This window comes from Eilatimonas milleporae (genome assembly GCF_003688555.1).
GTDB lineage: Bacteria > Pseudomonadota > Alphaproteobacteria > Sphingomonadales > Kordiimonadaceae > Eilatimonas > Eilatimonas milleporae.
Map to the genome: position 1 here is coordinate 189,246 of NZ_REFR01000015.1, position 23,954 is coordinate 213,199.

The following is a 23,954-nucleotide window of genomic DNA, read 5'->3' on the forward strand; positions in this document are numbered from 1 at the left end:
TTTGGAGGCCCGAGAGAGTGTCTCTTGGCCGCCCGTCGCGGAGAAGTCTCATGACGAAGTCGAAGAAGATCACCCTCAGCGCCTCGCGCGACATCCCCTTCAACAAGCTGGTGCTCAGCCAGGCGAATGTCCGCCACATCAAGGCCGGCGTCTCGATCGAGGAGCTGGCCGAGGACATCGCCCGGCGCACGCTCTTGGCGAGCCTGACCGTGCGGCCCGTGCTGGACGAGGACGGCGCCGAGACCGGCATGTTCGAGGTCCCGGCGGGCGGGCGCCGTTTCAGGGCGCTCGAACTGCTGGTGAAGAAGCGCCGCCTCAACCGCACGGCCCCAGTGCCCTGCATCGTGCGCACCGACGGTCTGGCCGAGGAAGACAGCCTCGCCGAGAACATCCAGCGCGCGCCGCTCCATCCGCTCGATCAGTTCCGCGCCTTCCAGGCGATGCGCGAGAAAGGTAAGTCCGAGGAAGAGATCGCGGCCGCCTTCTTCGTCTCGGTCAATGTCGTCAAGCAGCGCCTCAAGCTCGCATCCGTCTCGGACACCCTGCTGGAGGCCTATGCGAACGAAGAGATGACCCTTGAACAGCTCATGGCCTTCACGGTCAATCCCGATCATGAGCGCCAGGAACAGGTCTGGGAAGCGCTCAAGCAGCACTACAACAAGCAGCCCTATGAAATCCGCCGCATGCTGACCGAAGGCGCCGTGCGCGCTTCCGATCACCGCGCCGTGTTCGTGGGACTCGACGCCTATGTCGAGGCTGGCGGCGCGGTCCTGCGCGATCTCTTCGACACGGACCATGGCGGCTGGCTGCAAGATGCGAGCCTGCTGGAGAAGCTGCTCGCGGAGAAGCTGGAGCGCGAAGCCGAAGCCGTGCGCAAGGAAGGCTGGAAGTGGATCGAGGCCGCGCCTGAGTTCCCCTACAGCCACACCTGGAACATGCGCCGGATCATCGGCGAGCCGCAGCCGATGAGCGACGAGGAGGAGGCATCCTACGCGGCGCTGAAGGCCGAGCACGAGAAGCTCGAGGACGATTATGCCGAGGCGGACGAACTCCCCGACGACATCGACGAGCGCCTCGGCGAGATCGAGACGGCGATGGAGGCTTTGCAGGACCGTCCCGTCCAGTTCGATGCCGAGGACATCGCACTCGCCGGGGCCTTCGTCAGTATCGACCGTTCTGGCCGGTTGCGGATCGAGCGCGGCTATGTGCGGCCCGAGGACGAACCGCCAGTGGAGGAGCCGGAAACCGAAACGTCGTATTCTAACGATCAGCCGAGCGACGCCGAGGCGAACGCCGTGGACGACGCCCCGGTCGATGCGGAAGAAGACGACGAGGAGGATCGTTTCAAGCCACTCTCCGACCGCCTCGTCAGCGACCTGACGGCCCATCGCACGCTGGCGCTGCGCGACCGGCTCGCGAACGATCCGAAAGTCGCCTTCCTCGCCGCGTTGCACGCCCTGACGCTCCGGCTCTTCTACCACTACGGCCAGGAAAGCTGCGTCGAGATCGAACCGCGTTCCACGAGCTTCGGCGCGCAAGCGGCAGGCCTCGGCGACACGCCTTATGCGCGGTCCGTCGATACCCGCATCGAGCGTTGGGCGAAGACACTGCCGAAGCAGGCCGAGGACCTGTGGGACGTGCTGTCGGAGTTCGACGGCGACACGCTCGCGGACCTCTTCGCCCACTGCGTTTCGATGACCGTCAACGCCGTGCATGAGCCGCATTACCGCAAGCCGCGCCAGATCGCCCATGCGGGCGTCCTCGCCGCGACGATCGGGCTCGACATGGCCGAGGTCGGCTGGACGCCGACGGCGGAAAGCTATCTCGGCCGCGTGACTAAGGCGCAGATCCTCGCGGCCGTGCGCGAGGCGAAGGGCGACAGGGACGCCGACCGGATCGCGGGGTTCAAGAAGCCCGACATGGTCGAAGCCGCCGAAGAATTGCTGGCCGGCACCGGCTGGTTGCCCGAGCCGCTGCGCACGACGCCGCTTGCGGAAGAGCCCGACGAACCGGAGTTCGACATCGTCGATGATGGCAATGTCACCTCCGACGAACCTGCCGTCGAGGACGACGAGGCGGCACTCCAGGCAGCCGAATGAGTCCGCCCCCCCCATCACCCCTCAAAGGCCCGGCCCTCGCGCCGGGCCTTCTTCGTTTCAAGGAGATGTCCGATGACAGACACGACCGACATGGCGGCCCAGGCCGCACCGACCCCGACGTTCGATTTCGCCAAATGGGAGGCAGAACAGCGGGCGCACAACGCGCTGCTCGAAACCATCCGCCCCAAGAACAAGACGGCGATCTTCGCCCTTCTCGCCGACGCTGGCATTACCAGCGTCACCGTCGAGTTCGACGGTTATGGCGACAGCGGCGGCATCGAGAGCATCCATGCTGAAGCCGACGGCAGCGAGATAGCCTTGCCCGAAGGTTCAATCACGCTTCTCACGCTCGGCTGGCGCGAGACCGAGCCGACCGAGCGGGTTATGCCCTTGAGCGAGGCCATCGAGCACATGGTCTACGAGCTGCTCGGCCAGACCCATGGCGGTTGGGAGAACAATGCCGGCGCCTTCGGCAATTTCGTCTTCGACGTGGCCGCCGAAACCGTCACCCTCGAATTCAACATGCGCTTCGAAGACACCGAATTCTTCGAACACATATTCTGAGGGAGGTGGACATGGGACACTGCTACCACCATGCCCTGTCGTCGGCCCGCAAGTTCGGCGGCTTCGCGGAGGATTACATCGCGCTCCACAATTGGTTCGACGAATCGAAGGCGATCACCGCCGACTTCCGGCACCGCGCGCTGCGCCATCATGCGGAAGGCATTTTCATGCTCGAGCGCGTCTTCGGAACCGTCATCACGGTTTCGACCGGGCGCGAGGTGCCCGTGCGTCAGATCGGCGAACAGCATGTGATCGAAGACCTCGGTTTCATCCCGAGCTTCGCCGACTGGGTGCGCTGCATCCGGCCCGAACCCTGGATGCAGCGAGCGCAACCGATCCACCGGATCGTCGATCCGTTCGCTGCAGACCCCGACAAGGGAAATGCGCCTGTCGCACGACGACAGGCGGACGGCGGCGCGCGGTCGATAGCCGATCCGCGGCGTTCGCGCGATGATGCACCTGTCGCCGACGCCGCCTTCGCCCACTCACCGTAGGACACGGCGACCACCAATCGAGGGAGCGTTCCCCCCAGCTCCCTCGCGCCTGGGGCCTGCCGGACGCGGCAGGCCCTTTTTCGTGCGCGCTTCCTGGAGACCGGACATGGAGAATTCAGCATCAGACCTCGCGCAGCGTCTCAGCTGCGAGGCCGAAACCGTCTGCCGTCACTACCTGTCAAACGGGCGCAAGCAGGGCCGCTACTGGATCGTCGGCGACGTCGAGAACGCGCCCGGGCGCAGCCTTTATGTGCGGCTCACCGGGCCGTCGTCGGGCAAGGGCGCGGCGGGCAAATGGACCGACGCGGCCACCGGAGAACATGGCGATCTCCTCGATCTCATCGCCGCCAATCTGCGTATCGACACGCTCGGCGAAACCCTCGACGAGGCGCGCCGTTTCCTCAGCCTGCCGCGGCCCGAACCACCGAAGCCGGCACCGCTTGCCAAAGCGCCGAGTGGGTCGCCGGAAGCCGCACGACGGCTGTGGGCCATGGGCAAACCGATCGCCGGCACGCTGGCGGAGCGCTATCTCGCCGGACGCGGCATTGTCGGTGTCCGGACCGTCAGCGCCCTGCGATTCCACCCGAACTGCTATTATTGGCGCGAGGATACTGCCGACGTGGGCAAGCCGGAGACCTGGCCGGCTTTGCTGGCGAAGGTCACCGACGCCGACGGTAAGCTGACGGGCTTGCATCGGACCTGGCTCGATCCCGAAACCGCAAACAAGGCGCCGCTCGATCCGAACCGCAAGGCGATGGGCCATTTGCTCGGTCACGGCGTGCGCATCGGCGCACCGGCCCGCATATTTGCAGCCGGCGAAGGTCTCGAAACCATGCTGTCGCTGCGCATGGCGCTCCCCAGATTGCCGGTCATCGCAGCGTTGTCGGCGAACCACCTCCCAGCGCTTTTGCTGCCGAACGGCACCGATCGCCTCTACATCGCCGCCGACGCCGACGAGGCGGGCCGTATCGCGACCGAGGCTTTGGCCGAAAGGACGCACGAGAAGGGCATCGAGACGGTGCCACTCCGCTTTCGGCGAGGCGACGCAAACGAAGATCTGCGCGCCTTCGGGCTGCAGAAGCTCCGGGCGCACCTACGGGGTCAACTGGCGCCCGACGACGCCGCGACCCTGTTGCCACCCTCCGCAGCCTGATCGATAAGGACCAAGCGTCGATGTATCGGTCACGTATCCATCCCCCAGGCAAAGAGCCAAGCCTCCGGCCTTCCTTGAGAGGGGCGAGACGGAGCGGAGCCCGCCCGGTCCGGCAACGGCTGCGACGGCCCCGTTTTCCGCTGCCGAACCAGAGGTTCGGCTTTGCATCGCGAAGCAAAACGGGGCCGCCTCCGCCGTCCTCCGCTGACGCTCCGGTTCCACCCCATCGCGCGAGCGCGATGGGGACCCCTGAGAATGCAGGCCCGGACGGCCGCCGCTTTCCCGTCGCCCGGGAAGGCCGCGAGAGGCGTGGTCTTCGAACGAGGAGACGATCCGCCATGACCGACCATGCCGACACCGCCAACCGCTCATCGACCGCCATGGTCCTCGACGAGCTGCAGCTCCACGGCTACCGACCCTTTGCCGGCGAGCCCGACCCAAGACCGCTGCCAGAGGCCGATAGTCTTCGAGGCGCGCTGACCGACATCTTCGACGCGTTCATTGTCAGCTTGAGCGACACACGGCTCGAACCCGATCTCGAAGACCTGCTCTGGTCGACGACCAATGTCTTCCACCGCATGGCGACCCGCGTCGACCGCGACCTCGACACCAACGAACAGGCGCAGAAGCGCTCCCAGCGGGAACAGGACGGCTCGGAAGTGCGCTCTGTCGAACTCGAGGAACTGACCGCTCAAGGCATCGCGCTGATCGAGCGCCGCAACGCCTATGAAGGCATGCGCGATGTCGCCGCCGACCTCTTCGAGGCGCATCTCGGTCAGAGCTGGCATCCACACTCCGGGTCGCACACGAACCGGCGCAACCTGACCGCATCCCTCATCGACAGCCGCGACTTCCTCGCCGCCAAGCGTCGGACGGACCTCGAACCCCTCCTGCCGACTGGCACGAAGATCGCCTTCGCCGGCGGGACGGACGTCGCCGACCACACGGCCATCTGGGCCGCGCTCGACAAGGTGCATGCCAAGCACGCCGACATGGTTCTGCTGCATGGCGGGTCGCCCAAGGGCGCAGAGAAGATCGCGGCCTGCTGGGCCGACAATCGAAAATGTCCGCAGATCGTCTTCAAGCCCGACTGGGCACGCCACGGCAAGGCCGCTCCGTTCAAGCGCAACGACCAGCTCCTCGACACCGCGCCGATCGGGCTGATCGTCTTCCCGGGCTCGGGGATCACCGACAATCTCGCCGACAAGGCCCGGCAGATGGGCGTCCCCCTCTACGACTTCCGCTCACGGAAAGCGGGGGCGCTGTGACCCCGCGATGCCCGCTGCGCATCACCTGAACGCGCGCCGGAATATTCCGGCGCGCGACACCTTGCGCTATACTTCGACTGCGTCATGGCGGCGGTTGGGGACGCGCTCTCATCGAGGAGACCGCCCATGTTCATATCCGCCATCTTGAGCGCGCTCGGGCTCGGCGTGCTCGTCTATTTGCTGTTCACGCTCGCCGTCTATGCACTCCCATTCTTCGTCGCCGTCACGGTCGGCATGTATGTCTATAGTGCCGACGCCGGCCTTGTCGCCGCCATCGTGTCCGCATTCTTCGCCGGCGCGATCACCCTCGTCGCCGGGCAGATCGCCTTCGCCACGATCCGTTCCGTACCCGTCAGGTTCGCCATCGGCGCTGTCTATGCCGCGCCCGCGGGCATCGCGGGCTACCACGCCATCAAAGGCCTCTCCGAGATCGGCGGCGCCGGGGAGACCTCGACGCTCGTCTTCGGATGGATCGGCGCCATCGTCGTCGGTGCCACGGCTTGGGCGCGGATCGCCTCCCTCGCGGGGCCGGACGAGGAAGCGCCGCAGACGGCGATCGCCACGACTGGCAGGCGCGCGACGAACGACGGCTAACGTGAGTCCAAAGCAGTCCGTCAACAATAGTTTGCTATCTGGTGAACTATAGCATATGGTTTTCCACATGGAGAACTATTCAGCATCTCTCGATAGTAGCTTTCACGCTCTTTCCGATCCCACCCGCCGCGCCGTGCTCGCACGCCTGGTGCTAGGAAACGCTCCCGTAAAGGAGTTGGCAGAGCCCTTTGAAATGGGGCTGCCCTCGTTCATGAAGCACCTGAAAGTGCTTGAAGAAAGCGGGTTAATCGAGACGGAAAAGAAAGGCCGTGTTCGAACCTGTCGTCTGAATTCGAAGCAACTCGCCGCAACCGAGGCGTGGCTAGCTGAGCAACGCGCCATTTGGGAAGGCAGAACCGACCGACTGGCTGAATATGTCGAAGCGAACCAATCAAAGGGAAGCCTTTCATGAGCAATCAACCAACCGACTTAACAGTTAGCCGAGTAATCAAAGCCCCACGTTCCGCCGTGTGGCGTGCTTGGACTGAGCCAAAACACTTCGAGCAGTGGTGGGCTCCTGCGCCAGTCAAGACGAAAGTCTTAGACATGACGCTCGAAGCTGGCGGAAGTTTCGATACAGAAATGACGCTGCCTGATGGTACCGTGATGCCGTCGAAAGGATGCTTTCTTGAGGTGATTTCGCACGAGCGCATTGTGTTTACCGATGCACTGCAAGGCGGCTGGAGACCGAACGAGGAGGCTTTCTTTTCGGCAGTCATTACACTTGAAGAGCATCCGGAAGGGACACTCTACACAGCGACTGCACTGCATAAGAACGATGAAGATCGACAAAAGCATGCCGATATGGGTTTTCTCGATGGCTGGGGTACCGCGATTGATCAACTCGGGAAGCTCGCCGAGCAGTTGGCATGAGTAAAACCGCTCAACGGCCGGACGTCGGCGTTGCCCACGTTGTCCTCGAAACCGATCAAATGGAAGCGTCTTGCCAATTCATGCGCACTATTGGCATGCGAAGTGTCTTTGAAGGGCCAGACGTCTCCGTATTTGAGCTGCGGGGCGGTACGCATTTGCTCGTGAAGGCTAAAGCCGTGGTGACAGGCGGCGACGCCGCTTTTGACCTCATGGTCGATGACATCCACATAAGCCACGAGAAATTTGCCGCACTCGGCCTGGAACCATCGCCGATCGAGCCGCGCCCACAGATTGACCATGAAGTGTTTACGGTGCGTGAGCCGGCCGGACACATCATTACGGTGTTTTCCAGTCACGTGACTGGCGCAGTTTGATTCGCCCCAGAATGGCAAGTCAGCAAGCGCTGATTCGCGACGCCAAAGCCAATGATGTCCGCGACCTCGCTCAGATCTGGTACGACGGCTGGCAAGATGCGCACGCCGATCTTCTGCCGAGCAAGCTGGCTCAGCACCGGACGTTCGACTCCTTTCGCGATCGGCTAGCCAGAGCGTTGGGCGACGTCCGCGTTGCCGTACTGGCAGGCGAGTTGGTTGGGTTCGGCATGGTCAAAAATGACGAACTCTACCAACTCTATGTGGCGCCAGCGGGTCGCGGTTCAGGGATTGCGGCGAGCCTCAATGCAGACGCTTTGGCTCGGATTAGAAAGGAAGGGTTTCGGGTCGCGTGGTTAGCCTGCGCTATCGGCAACATGCGAGCCGCGCGATTCTACGAGAAAAGCGGTTGGCGATACAGAGGCACAATGACAAGTGAGCTCGAAACCCCGGAAGGGACATTTACGCTAGAGGTCTGGAGATATGAGATTCACTTATCCGGCAGATCGTGAAGCTAACTGACCGTGCGGTGTTGGCGCACAGCCGTCCTCGCCGGGTCGAATGAAAACGCATCGGCAACACCACAAGTGTTCAGCGGCGGGCGCGCAGCGAACGATCGCTGAGAGCGTCTCCAACCCTTTCTTTGTATGCCGACCATCCGCGTTGATCTTGGTCGTGATGAAGACGCGAACAGTAGCCTGAGCCCGGGGCGCGTTTCCTGCTAGAGGATGGACAATGAAGCGCCGACTCGGAGCGAGCGGCGCGAAGGACCACTGGTCGACAGAGTCGTTGCCACGCGTCACGCTCCTGACAGGGACGAAACGCCTGCACCCATTTGCACGCCGCCGCCTGTCTTTACGCGACGCGAGGCACCGGGATCTTGCCGGTATCCATGCGTGGCTGTCAGGTCTTCTCCGATGCCCCATCGCCCGCGCCCGTCACGGCCTCTCCATGAGCTGATCTGGCCGGGGCCGGCTGACGCCTCGACCGCCTTGGCCGCAACGACGGGGCCGGACTTTCTTCCCCTGGGCTTCGCCCATTCCTCGCGAGGCAAGAAAGACCGTCCCCGCCGTCCTCCGCTCACGCTGCGGGCCATGAATGGCTGCGTCGGCGGATCGCCCCGGCCTGTCCGATCGCCATCGAGGCCGCGAAGGGCGCGGGCTCGAAGCCAAAAGGAGAACTGACATGGCCACCATCGGAACCTTCAAGAAGACCGGCAACGAGTTCGTCGGTGAAATCGTCACCCTCAGCGTGCAGGCGAAGAACGTCCGCATCGTCCCCGAGGAAGGCTCATCCAACGGCAACGCGCCGAGCCACCGGGTCTTCGTCGGCCGCGCCGAGATCGGCGCCGCCTGGTCCAAGACCTCGAACGAAGGCCGCGACTATCTGAGCCTCAAGCTCGACGATCCGAGCTTTACCCAGCCGATCTACGCCAACCTCTTCGACGACACGGTCGTCGAAGGCGAAGAGAGCTACAGCCTCATCTGGTCGCGCGCCCGCCGCCAGAACGGCGACTGAAGCCGCCAGCAACACGCCCCGTCCGGCAAGCCGGACGGGGCGTTTTCGTGCGTCTCAACCGTCCTCCGATGTCTCAAGCAACGCCGCCGGCTTCACGTCGAGCGCCAGCGCGGCGTGCCAGAGGGTGATGATCGTGACGTTCTGCTGGCCGCGCTCCATCGCACTCACATGGGCGCGGTCGACGCCCATCTTCGCCGCCAACGCGTCCTGGCTGATGCCCGCCTCTTGCCGGTAATGCCTCAGATTGTTTCCAAATGTGCTGCGGATATCCATCCGCCGTAACGATCACCATCGCGTATTTTAATGCGACGTATTATAATACGCGACCATGACTGCCGATCATAACGTCATTACCGTTTGCAACCGCTCGGCGGTTGCGTCAGCTATGGTTTATGGGCCATTAACGATTTGGGCAGAAGCCCTCCAGGATCTTCTCCATGACCCACGCTCCCGCAACGCCCATCGCTGACGCGCCTCCTACGGCGAACGTCGTGACGGTCTATGACCGCGAGCATCTCAAGCTCTACATGCGTCTCCTCGACGCTGAAGCGGCGGGCGCATCGCTTGCAGACGTCGCGATCATCCTCCTCGGCATCGACGCAGATGTCGAACCCGAACGCGCCGAACGGGTGCATGCAAACCATCTCGGTCGCGCACGCTGGATGACCGAGAACGGCTACCGTGACCTCCTACAGCGTGGCCTTCCCTGACACACGATCCGCTCAGTGATGCGCATGGCGCATCACCCAGTGTCCCGCCGAAGACTAGTCAAAGACGACTTCGATCCGAAACTCTTAAAGCAGGGCGATGTGTCCAGTGTTCGCCCGCTGAATGGAGATCGGCTATGTTGCGAGACTGGAGCGATGATCGAGCTTACGACCATTTCGACAGCCTCGACCTCTCGGGGCTGGCCTGGGAGTGTCTGAGACGGAACGAACACTACCGTGCCGACTACGGACGAATGAGCGAGGGCGGCGCCACAGCAGCCGATTGGGGGTTACGATTTCCCCGCCGACCCGGACATCGCCGCACCCAACGCTCCGGTTTTTTGGCGGCCCGACTTCGCCCCCGCAGTCGTCAACCTGGTCGCCAAGCTGCCGGACTTCGGGCTGCAAACGGCCAGCATCACCGAGCACGTCTCCGAGCGTCAAACCGATGATCACGGACAGTCTTGGGCTCTACTGCCGGATGGCGCCGTGCTTGTGGCGACCTCCGACGCGTTCGACGCGCGAAGCATCGGCGTCCTCATCCCGCTCGATGATCATTGGCCGGTCCGTGTCGCCGCCGCCGAACGGCTACGGCTACGGCTGATCGAGCGAACTGCCGACCCACCCATCACGCCCCAGCGCCGAGAGCGCATTAAACGCGCACTGCGCTGCATGGACGGCCGCCGTGATGGCGCAACCTACCGGGCGATCGCGGCCGCCTTCTTCGGCGCCCGCCGTGTTGCCGAAGAACCTTGGAAGACGAGTTCGTTGAAAGCCCAGATTGCCAGACTCACGGCGCACGGCCGCAGGCTGATCGATCAGGGCTACAAAAACCTATTGCGCGGAAAATACATCCCCTAACCTCAGGCAGTTTCTATAACGATGAAGAACACCCAATCCTGAGCACACGCGATGACCAGAAACCGTTGGGAAGAAGATCCCGCAACGATCGCCGAAGCCGAGCGCTTCTACAGCTTTGTCGGGCAGTACGTTATTTCCTTTCAATGGTTGGAAGGACAGATCGATCAAATCCTGCTTCTGGCGCGCGGTCACGACCATTGGGATGAGACGCATCAATGGCTAAGTGGTCTTCGGAACGTCGATAAGATTCACGCATTCCGCGACGTCGTGGATGCCGATGAGCCGTTCGATCGCGTTCCGATCGAAGGCTGGTACGATCGCTTCGATCAGGCCATCGACCGCCTGCACACGGAACGACAGCGCCGGAATGGCATCCTGCATGCTCAGTTCCTCTTCGATTTTCTTGCAATCGGTCAGCCGGTAATGCGGCTCGATGTTCGCCGCCGCGGCGGGGATGTCGAGTACACTCAGGAGGATCTCTCGCAGGCGAGGTGCGACGAAATCATGAACGAACTGGCGCAACTTGGCGTCGATCTGAACTTCATCTGCGTCCAGCTCCGCCACGTTTACAGGCAGAACCCGCCGCCTCTGAGGGGGTGACGTCTTCCGCCCTCGCTGATCGTCATCCCTCCCGGACGCGCTTCTCCGCTTTTGTGACCTCCGACAGCCCGCCGCATCCCGCGGCGCGGCGCAAGCACCGGAGGCGCACCCCATGCCCGATCCCAATGCCGGCCTTCCGCCGCGCTATCTCAGAACCCCAGAAGCCGCCCGCTTTCTCGGGCTCTCCGGCCGGACGCTGGAAAAACACCGCACCTACGGCACCGGCCCACGCTATTCGAAGATCGGCGGACGCGTCGTCTACGCCGTCGACGATCTGCAGGCTTGGGTCGGCCGCGGCGAGAAATCATCGACCTCCGACGACACCGGCGACACTGTGTTGCCCGCCAAGCGGCATGCGGCCATCTCGCCCGCCTATGCGGACAAGAGCCGCTCATGAGCATCCGCACCACGGTCGATCTTTTGTGGATCGAAGGGCAGGTCGAGCGCTGGATTCGCTTCGGCCGCATCGTCCAGGAGACGCTGACGAGCCGCAGCAGGAGCACCGTCGGCTTCGATCCCGGCGCGGTCTTCGCCTTCGTCCGATGGTCGTCGAACGACTACGGCACCGTCGAGAGCAGGATCGACATCCTGCGCGCGGTTCAGCCGGGCGCGAGCTGTTCGACCGTGCCTTGCGTGACACCCGGCGGCGAGATGCTGCTGCGCCTTTCCGGCTGGCCGAAAGTCGAGGCGGCGCTGCTCGCCATCGACCAGATCGAAGCGCTCGGGCTCGCCCCAGAAGACGTCTGCCCAGACCATTGGCGGCACGTCCACAACCGCCTCACCACCGGGCTCGACCCGCGCGCCTATACTGAACTACGGCATGACGCCTGGCTCAAGCGCCGCGAGATCGGCGCATGAGACGCGCGCCCAAAACCCTCATCCTCGGCGGATCGGCGCTCGCCTTGATCGGCGCCTCGGCGGTCGTCCAGAGCGATCCGGCCGTGCTCTGGAATCCGTCGCCGAGCGTTCCGGTCGGCTTCTACGCCGTGACCCCGATCGAGACCCTGGAAGTGGGTACCTTGGTCGCCGTGCGGCCGCCCGAGCCGCTCGAATCGTGGCTCGTCGAGAACCGCTATCTCGGTCGTGACACGCCGCTTCTGAAATACATCGCGGCTCTACCCAGGGCCGAAGTGTGCCGCGATGGCACCTCTATCTTGATCGACGGAGACGCCATCGCCGAGGCGCGCGAGCGCGACCGGCTCGAGCGACCGCTGCCTGTCTGGAACGGCTGCCACCGGCTCGCGGAGGGCGAGGTCTTCTTCCTGAATGCGGATCATCCCGCGAGCCTGGACGGGCGGTATTTCGGGCCGCTCGGCACCGAGACGATCATCGGCCAAGCGACACCGATCTGGACGCGGGAGGACTGACGGATGCTCCGCCTTTCGCAGACTGCTCGACATTTGGGCGCAGTCCGTCCCGCAGCGCTTGTGGTAGCCGCGCTTTTCTTCAGCAGCCCTTCCGCCGCAGTTTTACAGCAGACCGTCGACGTCTCGGCCGACGCGCAGGCAACATTCTACGGGGCAGCGATCGACGGCTACATTGCGGAGGCGGCGCAGCGCTTCGCCATTCCCGAGCGGTGGATACGCGCCGTGATGCAGGCCGAAAGCGCGAACGATCCGCGCGCCGTCAGCAGCGCCGGGGCCATGGGCCTGATGCAGATCATGCCCGGAACCTGGGACGAACTGCGCGCCCGCTACGGTCTCGGCGAGGATCCGTTCGAACCCCGCAACAACATTCTGGCGGGCACGGCCTATCTGCGCGAGATGTACGACCGGTTCGGCGCGCCGGGGTTTCTCGCAGCCTACAATGCGGGACCGGAGCGTTACGCTGAGCACCTCGCGACCGGCCGCCGGCTGCCGCACGAAACCCATGCCTATATCGCCGCGCTGGCGCCTGCCGTCACCGGCGCGCCGACAGTTCCTCCGCAGAGCGAGCGCACGACAATCGTCGTCGATTGGCGCGCCGCACCGCTCTTCGTCGCCCGGATCGATCAGCGTTCCGCTGACCAACCAATCGCCGATCAGCAGGAATCCAATGGGCCGTCAGCCCAGCCCGCGATCTCGAATCTCCTACAGCCCGAAGAGCGCCCGACAGGTCTCTTCATCCGTCCCCAGGCGGAGAATTCGCAATGATCGCCCCAATCGCAATCTGGCGCACCATGGCGTGCCTCATCGCATCCCCGGTAGGAGTGCAGCACACGGAGAGTGGAACAACGGGAGGAGGGCAAGATAAAAGGCCGGGCGCGAGAGGCGGCTACGGCGTTGTTGTTGTTAGGTTTTTCGCGCGCCGCACGGCAGTCGACAGTGCCGCACATAACGCTAGCGCTCTGTTTTCCCTGCCGTCTTGCCGTGCCACTCGGCCGGTAGGGGCCGTTTCACCATGAACGGGCGCGACAACGACATCCGCGTCCGCCCGGGCCGCATCCGCGACAAGGGAACGCCGGGCCGCAAGGCGAAGAGCTTCGTCGGACAGGTCATGCGCGCGGCCAAGAAGGCGGGGCATACCGGCCATGGCTTCCGATCGTCCGGCTGGCGCGCCGGACGATCGACCTTCGGTCGCGGCCGCTTCGTGAAGGTCTCGCGCGGCCTCGCCCGGACGCAGCGCCGCGTCATCGTCAACGCCCGGATCGTGCGCCATCGCGGGCAGAGATTCCGGTCGGCGCCGCTGGCCAAGCACATCGATTATCTGAAGCGCGAGGGCGTCACGAAAGACGGTCGCGACGCGGCGATGTTCGACAAGGAGCATGACACCGCCGACGATCGCGCCTTCGCCGCGAGCACCGAAGACGACCGCCACCACTTCCGCTTCATCGTCTCACCCGAGGACGCGGGTCAGATGGAAGACATGCGCGGCTTCACACGCGACCTGATGAGCCAGGCCGAACGGGACCTCGGGACCGAGCTCGATTGGGTCGCGGTCGAGCATTGGAACACGGACAATCCGCATGTGCACGTTCTCGTCAGGGGTCGCGGCGACGATGGCAAGGATCTCGTCATTGCGCGCGACTATATCTCATCCGGACTGCGGGGACGCGCCGAGCAACTGGTCGAACTCGAGCTGGGGCCGCGCAGCGAGAAGGAGATCGCGGCAGGTCTCGACAAGGAGGTCGAAGCGGAACGCTGGACGGGGCTCGACCGGGCCCTGCGCAGCCTCGGCGATGACAATGGCGGCGTCGCGGACCTGCGCCCCGGATCGCCCCAACCGCAAGACCCCGACCTACGCAGGCGCCTGATCGGCCGCGCGCAGACGCTCGAACGGCTCGGCGTCGCCGAGAAGCTCGCCCCGGCGGTCTGGACGATGAAGCCCGGCGCCGAGCAGACCCTGCGCGATCTCGCGACGCGCGGCGACATCATCAAGACCATGCACCGGGCGATGGGGAGCGGCGCCGAGCGGCCGCTTACCGACTTCGCCATCCAAGCAGAGCCAGCCGAACCGATCCTCGGACGGCTGGTCGATCGCGGCCTGCATGACGAGCTGAAGGGCGAGGCCTATGCCGTCATCGACGGCGTCGACGGCCGCATCCATCACTTACGCTTTTCCGATCTCGACATGACAGGCGACACGCCGGTCGGCGGGGTCGTCGAGACGCGGAGTTGGAGAGCCCGCGAGGGCGGCCGTCCGCGCCTCTCTTTGGTCGGCAGATCCGACTTGACGCTGGACGCGCAGGTGTCTGCCGGCGGTGCGACCTGGCTCGACCGTCTGCAGCTCGCCAGCGAGCGCGCACCGCTTAGCCAGGCTGGCTTCGGCGCCGAGGTCTCCGTCGCCCTCGAACGGCGGATCGATCATCTGGAGACGGCAGGCCTTGCAACCCGGCTAGGCGCCCGTGTCAGCTTCTCCCGCGATCTTCTGAAGACGCTGCGCGAGCGAGACCTCGCGGCCGCCGCCGCAAAGCTCGAAGCCGAGACGGGATTGAAGCGCCAGAAGAGCAGCCAAGGCGAGAACGTCGCCGGCGTCTATCGCCAGCGCCTCGATCTCGCCTCGGGCCGCTTCGCCATGCTCGACAACGGATTGGGTTTCGAACTCGTGCCCTGGAAGCCGCAACTCGAAAAGCATCTCGGCCAGAGCGTGACCGGCACGATGACCCCGGGCGGCGGCGTTGACTGGTCGCTCGGTCGCAAGCGCGGCCTGACGCTTTGAGCCACCGACGAAAGAGAACCCCATGACGAAACGCGATCCCCAATCTCCCGCCACCACGATCCTCTGGGGTCAGATACTGATCGTCAGCCTGGTCGCGCTGATCTTCGTCTGGGCCGCCACCCAGTGGACCGCGTGGCGGCTCGGCTTCCAGCCGGAGCTCGGCGAGCCCTGGTTCTCTCTGTTCGGCTGGCCGGTTTACATCCCGCCCGCCTTCTTCTGGTGGTGGTACTGGTACGACGCTTATGCGCCAAGGGTGTTCGTCGAGGGGGCCATCATCGCCGGCGCCGGCGGCATCATGTCGATCGTCGTCGCCATCTTCCTGTCCGTGCTGCGCGCCCGCGAGGCTTCCGACGTCACCACCTATGGCTCGGCGCGCTGGGCTCAGACGAAGGACGTCGCGGCGGCCGGTCTGCTCGACCCTGACGGCGTGGTGCTCGGACGGTTCGAGCGAAGCTATCTGCGGCATGACGGTCCCGAGCATGTGCTCTGCTTCGCGCCCACACGATCAGGCAAAGGGGTCGGGCTGGTCGTGCCGTCGCTTCTGACCTGGCCGGGCTCGGCGATCGTCCACGACATCAAGGGCGAGAACTGGCAGCTCACGGCCGGCTGGCGGTCGCGGTTCAGTCGCGTGCTGCTATTCGATCCAACCAATGCGGACAGCGCCGCCTACAATCCGTTGCTGGAAGTCCGGCGCGGCGACAGCGAGGTGCGCGACGTCCAGAACGTCGCCGACATCCTGGTCGATCCCGAAGGCCTGCTGGAACGCCGGAACCATTGGGAGAAGACCAGCCACGCGCTGTTGGTTGGCGCGATCCTCCACGTCCTCTATGCCGAGGCGGACAAGACACTCGCCGGCGTCGCCGCCTTCCTCTCCGATCCGCGCCGTCCGATCGAGGCGACCCTGACGACGATGATGAAGACGCCGCATCTGGGGGACCGGCCGCATCCGGTCGTCGCCCAGGCGGCCCGCGAACTTCTCAACAAGTCGGACAATGAACGCTCGGGTGTGCTCTCGACCGCGATGAGCTTTCTCGGCCTCTATCGCGACCCCGTCGTCGCCAAGGTGACCAGCCGCTGCGACTGGCGCATCCGCGACCTGATCGAAGGCGATAGACCGGCGACGCTCTATCTCGTCGTGCCGCCCTCCGACATCAGCCGCACCAAGCCGCTGGTGCGCCTCGTCCTCAACCAGATCGGCCGCAGGTTGACGGAGGATTTGCACGCCGACAGGCGGCATCGCCTTCTCCTCATGCTGGACGAGTTTCCCGCGCTCGGTCGGCTGGACTTCTTCGAGAGCCAGCTCGCCTTCATGGCCGGGTATGGATTAAAGGCGTTCTTGATCGCCCAGTCGCTCAACCAGATCGAGAAGGCCTACGGCCAGAACAACGCGATCCTCGACAACTGCCATGTGCGCGTCGCCTTCGCCACGAACGACGAGCGCACCGCCAAGCGTGTCTCGGACGCCCTCGGTACGGCGACCGAGATGCGGGCGATGAAGAACTATGCCGGCCACCGGCTCAGTCCCTGGCTCGGTCATCTCATGGTCTCGCGTCAGGAAACGGCGCGGCCGCTTCTGACGCCGGGCGAGATCATGCAGCTCCCGCCCCATGAGGAGTTGGTGCTCGTCTCTGGCGCGCCGCCGATCCGGGCGCAGAAGGCGCGCTACTTCAAGGATCCCCAGCTAAAGGCGCGCATTCTGCCACCGCCAGCCCCGAAGGGAGTGATCGAAGGCCCGGCGGCATCCAGAGCCGATGATTGGGCCTCCGTTCCGTTCATCGGCCCAGACCTGGCCAACTCACCGAGCAAGGCGACGGACGACGAGGATGCCGATGGCGGCATCCGGCGCGAGCCCGAGATCCCGGAGCATGAAGACATCGCGCCGGAACGTCCGGCGCCCGCGCGCGAGGAGTTCGCCGCGCTGGATGATGAGCCCGACGACGATGCCCAGCGCGCAAAACAGCTCCAGGACCGGTTCCGCGGCGTCGCGCGTCAGGTGTCGCTCGACCCCGAAGACGGCATCGAGCTTTGAGAGGCGCCAGGATGAAGAAGGACCGCCTCAATGTGTATTTCGATCCCACGCTGACGGGTGAACTGGAGAGCCTCGCGGCGCGGCGCAAGGTGTCGAAATCGCAGATCGTCGAAGCCGCGCTCGCTTCCTATCTCTCGCCGGACGCGGCCGATCAACGTGAAGCCGCCATCGTCCGCCGCCTCGACCGGCTGACCCGCGCCGTCGAACGGCTGGAACGCGATGTCACTATCGGAAACGAGGCGGTCGGGTTGTTCGTGAAGTTCTGGCTCACCACCACGCCGCCGTTGCCCGATACGATGCGCGACGCCGCCCAGGCCAAGGGCCGCGAACGCTATGAGGGCTTCGTCGAAGCGCTCGGCCGGCGGCTCGCCAAAGGCAGCACGCTCACCAAAGAGGTCTCAAATGACATCGTCACCAGTGTTGAATGATGATCAGCGGGAGCCCAACCTTCGGTTAGCAAACGCCGCATAGGCCAGAGGCTCTGATATTGTCGCCCTTCGCTCCTTGGTTACAGCACGGTACGCCGCACCAAGAAGTCCAAGACCAGCAACGATACCGAGCCTCTCATCACTTAGTTCGTAGGCCTTATGGCCAGTTACCGATAACGCCGTGATAGAGCAAACATCACTAAAGTCGACCTTCGGCCATTTCCACGTTTCCATTCGCCTCTCAATGTCTTCGATTTGCTCTCGAAATCCACTTACAATATGCTCTGATCTAGAAGCCCGGTCTCGAACATCAGCTATTGCAGATAGTTCGGAAACAGCGTTTTCGACTTCTCTACGGAAAGCCTGCATTTGGGTCCCGTACCTGAACTTGAAATCAGCGATCTTCTCCGGTGATACATTTGACCGTGGGACCGGCAACAATCCTTTGAGTAGGACGGCTCGACTCTCCACAGAACGAATATCGGATTGCGATAGGCCGAAATCCGGTCGATCTTTGGAGATGAGCGCCAAGAGTTTTTTCTTATCGGTTATTGGACTAGCCGGGCCCTTATCTAAAGTTCTGCCCAATACCAAGGTTAGATATACCATAAAAGCATCAGAAACGTCAGGGTGAACGCTGTACCAAGATCTATTCTGTTTTGTCGGGGGCTTTGCGACGCCAAGCGAACACAGCCTCTCTCCAATTGCCTCGAGTTTTTCCATGTGTAAGCGATGCCAACGCTTATGAGGTGAAAGAGATTTTAGCTCTCTTGAAGTAATATATCCGTCAAATTCTTCATAAAACCGGTCCGCTCCATACAGATGCGCTGCGGGAAAAATAGGCTCGACAAGATTTAGCTGAACGAGGCGTTGAGTGTATTCGCCTAGTTTCTCAGGTTCATACATGAATTCCGAAGGTACAATTGAAGAGACCTTATCCCAATAAATGAGAGAGCGCGTAAACCAGAGATTTTGGGGTAGCGAGATATGTGGAAAGTATATCGCTCGTTTCATCATCAGTTTATTCCCGGTACGATTCAGAAGACTTGATTGCGATTCATCCGGCCACGCACAAGACAAAAGCGTGGGACAATCCCTTTTACCTGCCATTGCACGCCGCCGCACTACTACGCCGTCGCCTCTGTTGATCCGCGCCCAATAGCGGTCTTCTTAATCGACCCCGTAAGCAACTGCGGGGCCGCCAATGACCGTCCAACCTTTCGGAACAGAAGCGATCAAGCGCGGCTCCCGCATGCTTCGCACCGCGCTCGGGCCGCATGTCGGCGCCTGGCTCGACGACCCTTCCGTCGTCGAGATCATGCTGAACCCGGACGGCTGTCTGTGGGTGGATCGGCTCAAGGAAGGTCTCGCGAAGACCGGCGAACGACTGGCCCCGGCCGATGGCGAGCGGATCGTCCGGCTGGTCGCGCACCATGTCGGGGCGGAGGTGCATGCCGGCAATCCGCGCGTTTCCGCTGAGCTGCCCGAGACGGGGGAGCGGTTCGAGGGGCTGCTTCCGCCAGTCGTTGCGGGACCGGCCTTCGCGATACGCAAGCCCGCCGTCGCGGTGTTCACCCTCGACGATTATGTCGCTGCCGGGATCATGACCGGCGCCGAAGCGGACGCGCTGCGTTTCGCTGTTGCCGAGCGCCGCAACATTCTTGTCGCGGGCGGCACCTCGACCGGCAAGACGACGCTGACCAATGCGCTGCTAGCCGAGGTCGCCAAATCCTCCGACCGCGTCGTTCTCATCGAGGACACGCGCGAACTGCAATGCCTGACGCCCAATCTTGTGGCGCTGCGCACCAAGGACGGCGTCGCGACGCTCTCCGATCTGGTCCGCTCATCGCTTCGGCTGCGCCCCGATCGCATCCCCATCGGCGAGGTGCGCGGGTCCGAAGCGCTCGATCTCCTGAAGGCCTGGGGCACCGGTCATCCGGGCGGCGTCGGCACGATCCATGCCGGTTCCGCCATCGGCGCGCTGCGCCGCCTCGAACAGCTCATCCAGGAAGCCGTCGTCACCGTCCCGCGTGCGCTGATCGCCGAGACAATCGATCTCGTCGCCGTGCTCGCCGGGCGCGGCGCCGACCGACGCCTCGCCGAACTCGCCCACATCACCTGCCTCGATTCCCAAGGCGATTACGCCCTCAGCCACAAGCAAGGAGACACTCAGTGACCAGAACATCCATCCTCTATCCGCGCTGGCCTTATTACGTGACAGCACTCGTGCTCGGCTTTCTGATCGCCGACCCAGCTTACGCGGCCGGCTCCGGCATGCCCTGGGAGGAGCCGCTGCAGGCGATCCTCGAATCCATCGAAGGGCCGGTCGCCAAGATCGTCGCGGTGATCATCATTATCATCGCCGGGCTGACACTCGCCTTCGGCGATTCCAGCGGCGGCTTCCGTCGGCTGGTTCAGATCGTCTTCGGCATCTCGATCGCCTTCGCCGCGTCGTCCTTCTTCCTGACCTTCTTCGACTTCGGCGGCGGGGCGCTCGTCTGATGGCGGGCGGCGCCGACATTCCCGGCTTCACCGCGCCAGTCCATCGGGCGCTGATCGAGCCGATCCTGCTCGGCGGCGCGCCGCGGGCGATCGCCATCGCCAACGGCACGCTCGCAGCCGCCGTCGGCCTGGGACTTCGGCTCTGGATGGTCGGCCTGTTGCTCTGGCTGGTTGGGCATCTCCTGGCTGTCTGGGCCGCCAAGCGCGACCCGGACATCGTCGACGTCACGCGCCGGCATCTGCGCTTCCCGACCTGGTTCGAGGCGTGAGCCGATGATGCGCCTCGCAGAATATCGCTCCAAAGCCTCGAAGCTCGCCGATTTCCTGCCTTGGGCCGCGTTGATCGCGCCTGGCGTCGTCCTCAACAAGGACGGCAGCCTTCAGCGCACGGCGCAGTTTCGCGGACCCGATCTCGACTCGGCGACACCGGCCGAGTTGGTGGCGACCGCGGGCCGACTCAACAGCGCCTTCCGGCGCCTTGGATCGGGCTGGGCGGCGTTCGTCGAAGCGCAACGGCTACCGGCGCGCGATTATCCGCTCTCGGAATTTCCCGACCCGGTCTCGGCGTTAGTCGATGCCGAACGCCGCGCGCAGTTCGAAGAAGCCGGTTCGCATTTCGAGAGCGCCTATTTTTTGACGCTCGTCTGGATGCCGCCGGCCGACGATGCAAGCCGCGCCGAGCGTTGGCTCTATGAGGGCGCCGAAGACGGCGGCGCTGATCCCCACGAGCATCTGACGAGCTTCATTAGCCGGACCGACAGCGTCTTGGGCCTACTCGACGGTTTCATGCCGGCGGCGGCCTGGCTCTCCGACGAGGAGACGCTGACCTATCTGCATTCGACGATCTCGGCGCGCCGCCAGCGCGTGCGCGTACCCGAGACGCCTATGTACCTCGACGCGCTGCTCGCCGATTGCGGTCTCGTCGGCGGTCTGGCGCCGCGATTGGGCGAGGTTCATCTCAAGACGCTGACCATAATCGGCTTTCCGACCGCGACCTGGCCGGGTCTGCTCGACGAGCTCAACGGCCAGGCCTTCGAATATCGCTGGGCGACCCGCGCCATCTGCCTCGACAAGACCGACGCGGCCAAGCTCTTCACCCGCATCCGTCGGCAATGGTTCGCCAAGCGAAAGGGCATCGCCGCGATCCTCAAGGAGGTGATGACCAACGAAGCCTCGACGCTGATGGATTCCGACGCCGCCAACAAGGCGGTGGACGCGGATGAAGCTCTGCAGGAGCTAGGCTCGGACTTGGTCGGCGCGGCCTTTGTCACCGCCACAGTGACGGTCTGGGACGAGGACGAACGCCGCGCCGAAGCCAAACTGAAAGCGGTCGAAAAGATCGTCCAGGGCCGCGACTTCACCTGCATGGCGGAAACCCTGAACGCCGTCGAAGCCTGGCTCGGATCGCTGCCGGGACATCTCTACGCCAATGTGCGCCAGCCGCCGATCTCGACGCTCAACCTCGCCCACATGATCCCGCTTTCCGCGGTCTGGGCCGGACCGGTGCGCAACGACCATCTGGACGGACCGCCGTTGTTCTTCGCAGACACGGAAGGCTCGACGCCGTTCCGCTTCTCCACCCATGTGGGCGATGTCGGCCATACGCTGATCGTCGGGCCGACCGGCACGGGCAAGAGCGTCCTGTTGGCGCTGATGGCGCTTCAGTTCCGGCGTTACGAGCAAGCCCAAGTCTTCGCTTTCGATTTCGGCGGGTCGATCCGCTGCGCGACGCTCGCTTGTGGAGGCGACTTCGAAGACTTGGCCGGAGCGCTGTCCGAGGCTGAGGATGCGGTCTCGCTGCAACCGTTCGCCCGGATCGACGACGCGACCGAACGGAGTTGGGCGCAGGACTGGCTCGCGGGTCTGCTCGGGCGAGAAGGCGTTACCATCGATCCGACCGCCAAGGACCATCTCTGGTCGGCGCTGACGTCTCTTGCTTCCGCGCCGGTTGAGGAACGCACGCTCACAGGTCTCTCCGTGCTCTTGCAATCGCAGGAGCTCAAGCGCGCGCTCCAGCCCTATTGCATCGGCGGTCCGTTCGGTCGGTTGCTCGACGCCGAGCATGAGGAGTTAGGGGCCGCCGATGTGCAGGCCTTCGAGACCGAGGGTCTGAACGGTACGGCCGCCGCCCCGGCGGTGCTCGCCTATCTCTTCCACCGCATTGAGGGCCGTCTCGATGGACGGCCGAGCCTGATCATCGTCGATGAGGGCTGGCTCGCGCTCGACGACGCCACCTTCGGCGGCCAGCTCAAGGAATGGCTGAAGACGCTGCGCAAGAAAAACGCGAGCGTCGTCTTCGCCACCCAGTCGCTGTCCGACGTAGACGGATCGACCATCGCCCCGGCGATCATCGAAAGCTGCCCGACGCGGGTGTTCCTGCCGAACGAGCGCGCGTTCGAGCCGCAGATCGCGGCCATCTATCGGCGGTTCGGGCTGAACGACCGCCAGATCGAGATTCTCGCCCGCGCGACGCCGAAACGCGACTATTACGCCCAATCCCGGCGGGGCAACCGGCTGTTCGAGCTGGGCCTCGGCGAGGTCGCGCTCGCCTTCACGGCAGCGTCGTCCAAGACCGATCACGCCGCCATCACCGAAGTGCTCGCCAAGCATGGGCCCGGCGGCTTCGCCGCCGCCTGGCTCCACCACCGCGACCTCCATTGGGCCGCCGACCTTCTCAATCCCCCAGCACAGGAGACCTCCGATGATCCGTAAACCCCTGCGCAGCGCGCTTGTCGCCGCCACGATTCTGACGTCGGCCATCGTCGGCGTCACCACGATCACTGCGCCGCCGGCACAAGCCTTCCCGTTCGGCGGCTTCGGCGGCATCGTCTACGACCCCACGAACCACGCCGAAAACCTGCTGACCGCGGCGCGGACCCTGGAGCAGATCAACAACCAGATCGCCCAGCTCCAAAACGAGGCGCAGATGCTGCTCAATCAGGCCCGCAACCTCGCGAGCCTGCCGCATTCCTCATTGGCGCAATTGCAGGCCTCCGTGCAGCGCACACAGCAGCTCCTCGCTGAAGCCCAACGGATCGCGCATGCGGTCGCCGACATCGAACAGGCCTTCGCGCAAGACTATGGCGCGCCGGCCGGAACCGGCGACTTCGCCGCCCGGGTGACGGGCGCCCGCGAGCGCTGGCGCAACTCCGTGGCCGGGTTCGAAGACGCCTTGCGTGTCCAAGCAGGGGTCGTCGGCAACATCGAAAGCGCGCGGTCCGAGATGCAGACGCTCGTCGCCCAGAGCCAGGGCGCGACAGGAGCCCTGCAGGCCGCGCAGGCAGGCAATCAGCTCCTCGCCCTGCAATCGACCCAGATGGCCGACCTGACCGCCGCCATCGCCGCGCAGAACCGCGCCCAGGCGCTCGAAGCTGCGCGGCGGGCCTCGGCCGAAGCCCAGGCCCGCGAGAATCTCAACCAATTCCTCGACTACGGAACGGGCTACGCGCCCACCACGGTCCGGATGTTCCAGGACTGAGATGGCGCGCGACCCACAGATACTCCTGCGCGCCGTCGCGGTGATCGCCCTGATCGCGGCCGCGCTGACCGCCGCCGCGCAGCTCGACGGGCGAACACCGTCTGAGCATAGCGAGGATGCTTCGCCTACCGATGATCCGCTTCGCGCGGAACTCGAACGCTGCCGGACGATCACGCCAGAAGACCTTGTAACGGACACCACCTGCCAGGCGGTGTGGGCCGAGAACCGTCGGCGGTTTTTCGGTCCCGCCGACGCCGCTCCGGACGGGAACGAGTGAC

Annotated in this window: 29 protein-coding genes and 1 pseudogene; 28 read left to right on the forward strand and 2 right to left on the reverse strand. The window is 64.3% G+C overall.

Translation table 11 applies throughout. The annotated features are described in order from the left end of the window. The first annotated feature begins 50 nt into the window (after positions 1-50). From BXY39_RS17090 to BXY39_RS17140, 11 genes and pseudogenes are all read left to right on the forward strand, one after another. Entirely contained in the window at positions 51-2,099 is a 2,049-nt protein-coding gene (locus tag BXY39_RS17090) for a ParB/RepB/Spo0J family partition protein (protein ID WP_121940103.1), read from the forward strand. 72 nt (positions 2,100-2,171) lie between these two features. Continuing rightward, entirely contained in the window at positions 2,172-2,663 is a 492-nt protein-coding gene (locus BXY39_RS17095) for a DUF6878 family protein (RefSeq protein WP_245999406.1), read from the forward strand. Between the two features lie 11 nt (positions 2,664-2,674). Next, positions 2,675-3,028, forward strand: a pseudogene (locus BXY39_RS17100) (DUF6915 family protein); the annotation flags it as partial. A 235-nt stretch (positions 3,029-3,263) separates the two neighbouring features. Beyond that, the gene (locus tag BXY39_RS17105; protein WP_121940104.1) at positions 3,264-4,310 is read left to right on the forward strand and encodes a DUF7146 domain-containing protein; all 1,047 of its coding nucleotides are present in this window, start codon (positions 3,264-3,266) and stop codon (positions 4,308-4,310) included. Positions 4,311-4,648: 338 nt separating this feature from the next. After that, entirely contained in the window at positions 4,649-5,578 is a 930-nt protein-coding gene (locus BXY39_RS17110) for a DUF2493 domain-containing protein (protein WP_121940105.1), read from the forward strand. Between the two features lie 126 nt (positions 5,579-5,704). Next, complete coding sequence (locus BXY39_RS17115; protein WP_121940106.1) at positions 5,705-6,172, forward strand: hypothetical protein; 468 nt, start codon at positions 5,705-5,707, stop codon at positions 6,170-6,172. Positions 6,173-6,239: 67 nt separating this feature from the next. Beyond that, the gene (locus BXY39_RS17120; protein ID WP_121940206.1) at positions 6,240-6,584 is read left to right on the forward strand and encodes an ArsR/SmtB family transcription factor; all 345 of its coding nucleotides are present in this window, start codon (positions 6,240-6,242) and stop codon (positions 6,582-6,584) included. After that, the gene (locus BXY39_RS17125; protein ID WP_121940107.1) at positions 6,581-7,045 is read left to right on the forward strand and encodes an SRPBCC family protein; all 465 of its coding nucleotides are present in this window, start codon (positions 6,581-6,583) and stop codon (positions 7,043-7,045) included. The genes BXY39_RS17120 and BXY39_RS17125 overlap by 4 nt, the downstream gene beginning before the upstream one ends. Continuing rightward, on the forward strand, positions 7,042-7,419 hold the full coding sequence (locus tag BXY39_RS17130) for a VOC family protein (RefSeq protein WP_121940108.1): 378 nt from the start codon (positions 7,042-7,044) through the stop codon (positions 7,417-7,419). Before BXY39_RS17125 ends, BXY39_RS17130 begins: the two co-directional genes overlap by 4 nt. An 11-nt stretch (positions 7,420-7,430) precedes the next feature. Continuing rightward, entirely contained in the window at positions 7,431-7,928 is a 498-nt protein-coding gene (locus BXY39_RS17135; RefSeq protein ID WP_121940109.1) for a GNAT family N-acetyltransferase, read from the forward strand. Between the two features lie 673 nt (positions 7,929-8,601). Beyond that, positions 8,602-8,934 (forward strand): DUF736 domain-containing protein, encoded by a 333-nt coding sequence (locus BXY39_RS17140; RefSeq protein ID WP_121940110.1) that lies wholly within the window; start codon positions 8,602-8,604, stop codon positions 8,932-8,934. A 54-nt stretch (positions 8,935-8,988) separates the two neighbouring features. Here the strand turns inward: BXY39_RS17140 and BXY39_RS17145 are convergent, their stop codons facing one another. Then, positions 8,989-9,207, reverse strand: coding sequence for a helix-turn-helix domain-containing protein (locus BXY39_RS17145; RefSeq protein WP_121940111.1), 219 nt, complete (start codon positions 9,205-9,207; stop codon positions 8,989-8,991). A gap of 164 nt (positions 9,208-9,371) precedes the next feature. Between BXY39_RS17145 and BXY39_RS17150 the strand changes: the two genes are divergently transcribed. The 11 genes from BXY39_RS17150 (at position 9,372) to BXY39_RS17195 (ending at position 17,696) form a co-directional block, all read left to right on the forward strand. Next, positions 9,372-9,644 (forward strand): DNA -binding domain-containing protein, encoded by a 273-nt coding sequence (locus tag BXY39_RS17150; protein WP_121940112.1) that lies wholly within the window; start codon positions 9,372-9,374, stop codon positions 9,642-9,644. Between the two features lie 134 nt (positions 9,645-9,778). Further along, on the forward strand, positions 9,779-10,093 hold the full coding sequence (locus BXY39_RS20130; RefSeq protein ID WP_425458913.1) for a transcriptional regulator domain-containing protein: 315 nt from the start codon (positions 9,779-9,781) through the stop codon (positions 10,091-10,093). A gap of 37 nt (positions 10,094-10,130) precedes the next feature. Further along, complete coding sequence (locus BXY39_RS19415; RefSeq protein ID WP_170163928.1) at positions 10,131-10,502, forward strand: DUF2285 domain-containing protein; 372 nt, start codon at positions 10,131-10,133, stop codon at positions 10,500-10,502. Positions 10,503-10,553: 51 nt separating this feature from the next. Then, on the forward strand, positions 10,554-11,102 hold the full coding sequence (locus BXY39_RS17160; RefSeq protein ID WP_121940114.1) for a hypothetical protein: 549 nt from the start codon (positions 10,554-10,556) through the stop codon (positions 11,100-11,102). Positions 11,103-11,214: 112 nt separating this feature from the next. Then, positions 11,215-11,499, forward strand: coding sequence for a helix-turn-helix transcriptional regulator (locus BXY39_RS17165; protein WP_121940115.1), 285 nt, complete (start codon positions 11,215-11,217; stop codon positions 11,497-11,499). Beyond that, entirely contained in the window at positions 11,496-11,960 is a 465-nt protein-coding gene (locus BXY39_RS17170; RefSeq protein ID WP_121940116.1) for a DUF2840 domain-containing protein, read from the forward strand. Before BXY39_RS17165 ends, BXY39_RS17170 begins: the two co-directional genes overlap by 4 nt. Further along, positions 11,957-12,469 (forward strand): S26 family signal peptidase, encoded by a 513-nt coding sequence (locus tag BXY39_RS17175; RefSeq protein WP_121940117.1) that lies wholly within the window; start codon positions 11,957-11,959, stop codon positions 12,467-12,469. The genes BXY39_RS17170 and BXY39_RS17175 overlap by 4 nt, the downstream gene beginning before the upstream one ends. A gap of 3 nt (positions 12,470-12,472) precedes the next feature. Next, a complete protein-coding gene (locus BXY39_RS17180) occupies positions 12,473-13,234 on the forward strand; it encodes a lytic transglycosylase domain-containing protein (protein ID WP_121940118.1) in 762 nt (253 codons plus the stop codon). Positions 13,235-13,481: 247 nt separating this feature from the next. Continuing rightward, the gene (locus tag BXY39_RS17185) at positions 13,482-15,239 is read left to right on the forward strand and encodes a relaxase/mobilization nuclease domain-containing protein (protein WP_121940119.1); all 1,758 of its coding nucleotides are present in this window, start codon (positions 13,482-13,484) and stop codon (positions 15,237-15,239) included. Between the two features lie 22 nt (positions 15,240-15,261). Further along, positions 15,262-17,268, forward strand: coding sequence for a conjugal transfer protein TraG (locus BXY39_RS17190; protein WP_121940120.1), 2,007 nt, complete (start codon positions 15,262-15,264; stop codon positions 17,266-17,268). 11 nt (positions 17,269-17,279) lie between these two features. Further along, positions 17,280-17,696: a ribbon-helix-helix domain-containing protein gene (locus BXY39_RS17195; protein WP_121940121.1), complete on the forward strand. Its 417-nt coding sequence runs from the start codon at positions 17,280-17,282 to the stop codon at positions 17,694-17,696. Positions 17,697-17,699: 3 nt separating this feature from the next. On the opposite strand, the gene BXY39_RS19210 is transcribed toward BXY39_RS17195, so the two are convergent. Then, the gene (locus tag BXY39_RS19210) at positions 17,700-18,713 is read right to left on the reverse strand and encodes a DUF6236 family protein (RefSeq protein ID WP_147453620.1); all 1,014 of its coding nucleotides are present in this window, start codon (positions 18,711-18,713) and stop codon (positions 17,700-17,702) included. Positions 18,714-18,900: 187 nt separating this feature from the next. Here BXY39_RS19210 and trbB point away from each other — a divergent pair, with 187 nt between their 5' ends. Genes trbB through trbK-alt form a run of 6 tightly spaced genes read left to right on the forward strand, consistent with a single transcriptional unit; the run spans position 18,901 to position 23,953 of the window. Further along, positions 18,901-19,872, forward strand: coding sequence for a P-type conjugative transfer ATPase TrbB (trbB, locus tag BXY39_RS17200; protein WP_121940122.1), 972 nt, complete (start codon positions 18,901-18,903; stop codon positions 19,870-19,872). A gap of 38 nt (positions 19,873-19,910) precedes the next feature. Next, entirely contained in the window at positions 19,911-20,198 is a 288-nt protein-coding gene (locus BXY39_RS17205) for a TrbC/VirB2 family type IV secretion system protein (RefSeq protein WP_342779482.1), read from the forward strand. Then, positions 20,198-20,467, forward strand: a complete 270-nt coding sequence (locus tag BXY39_RS17210) for a VirB3 family type IV secretion system protein (RefSeq protein ID WP_121940124.1) — start codon at positions 20,198-20,200, stop codon at positions 20,465-20,467. Before BXY39_RS17205 ends, BXY39_RS17210 begins: the two co-directional genes overlap by 1 nt. Before the next feature lie 4 nt (positions 20,468-20,471). Beyond that, complete coding sequence (gene trbE, locus BXY39_RS17215) at positions 20,472-22,910, forward strand: conjugal transfer protein TrbE (RefSeq protein ID WP_121940125.1); 2,439 nt, start codon at positions 20,472-20,474, stop codon at positions 22,908-22,910. Next, the gene (gene trbJ, locus BXY39_RS17220) at positions 22,900-23,676 is read left to right on the forward strand and encodes a P-type conjugative transfer protein TrbJ (RefSeq protein WP_121940126.1); all 777 of its coding nucleotides are present in this window, start codon (positions 22,900-22,902) and stop codon (positions 23,674-23,676) included. Before trbE ends, trbJ begins: the two co-directional genes overlap by 11 nt. A gap of 1 nt (position 23,677) precedes the next feature. Then, positions 23,678-23,953 (forward strand): putative entry exclusion protein TrbK-alt, encoded by a 276-nt coding sequence (trbK-alt, locus tag BXY39_RS17225; protein ID WP_121940127.1) that lies wholly within the window; start codon positions 23,678-23,680, stop codon positions 23,951-23,953. The last annotated feature ends 1 nt before the right edge of the window (position 23,954 follow it).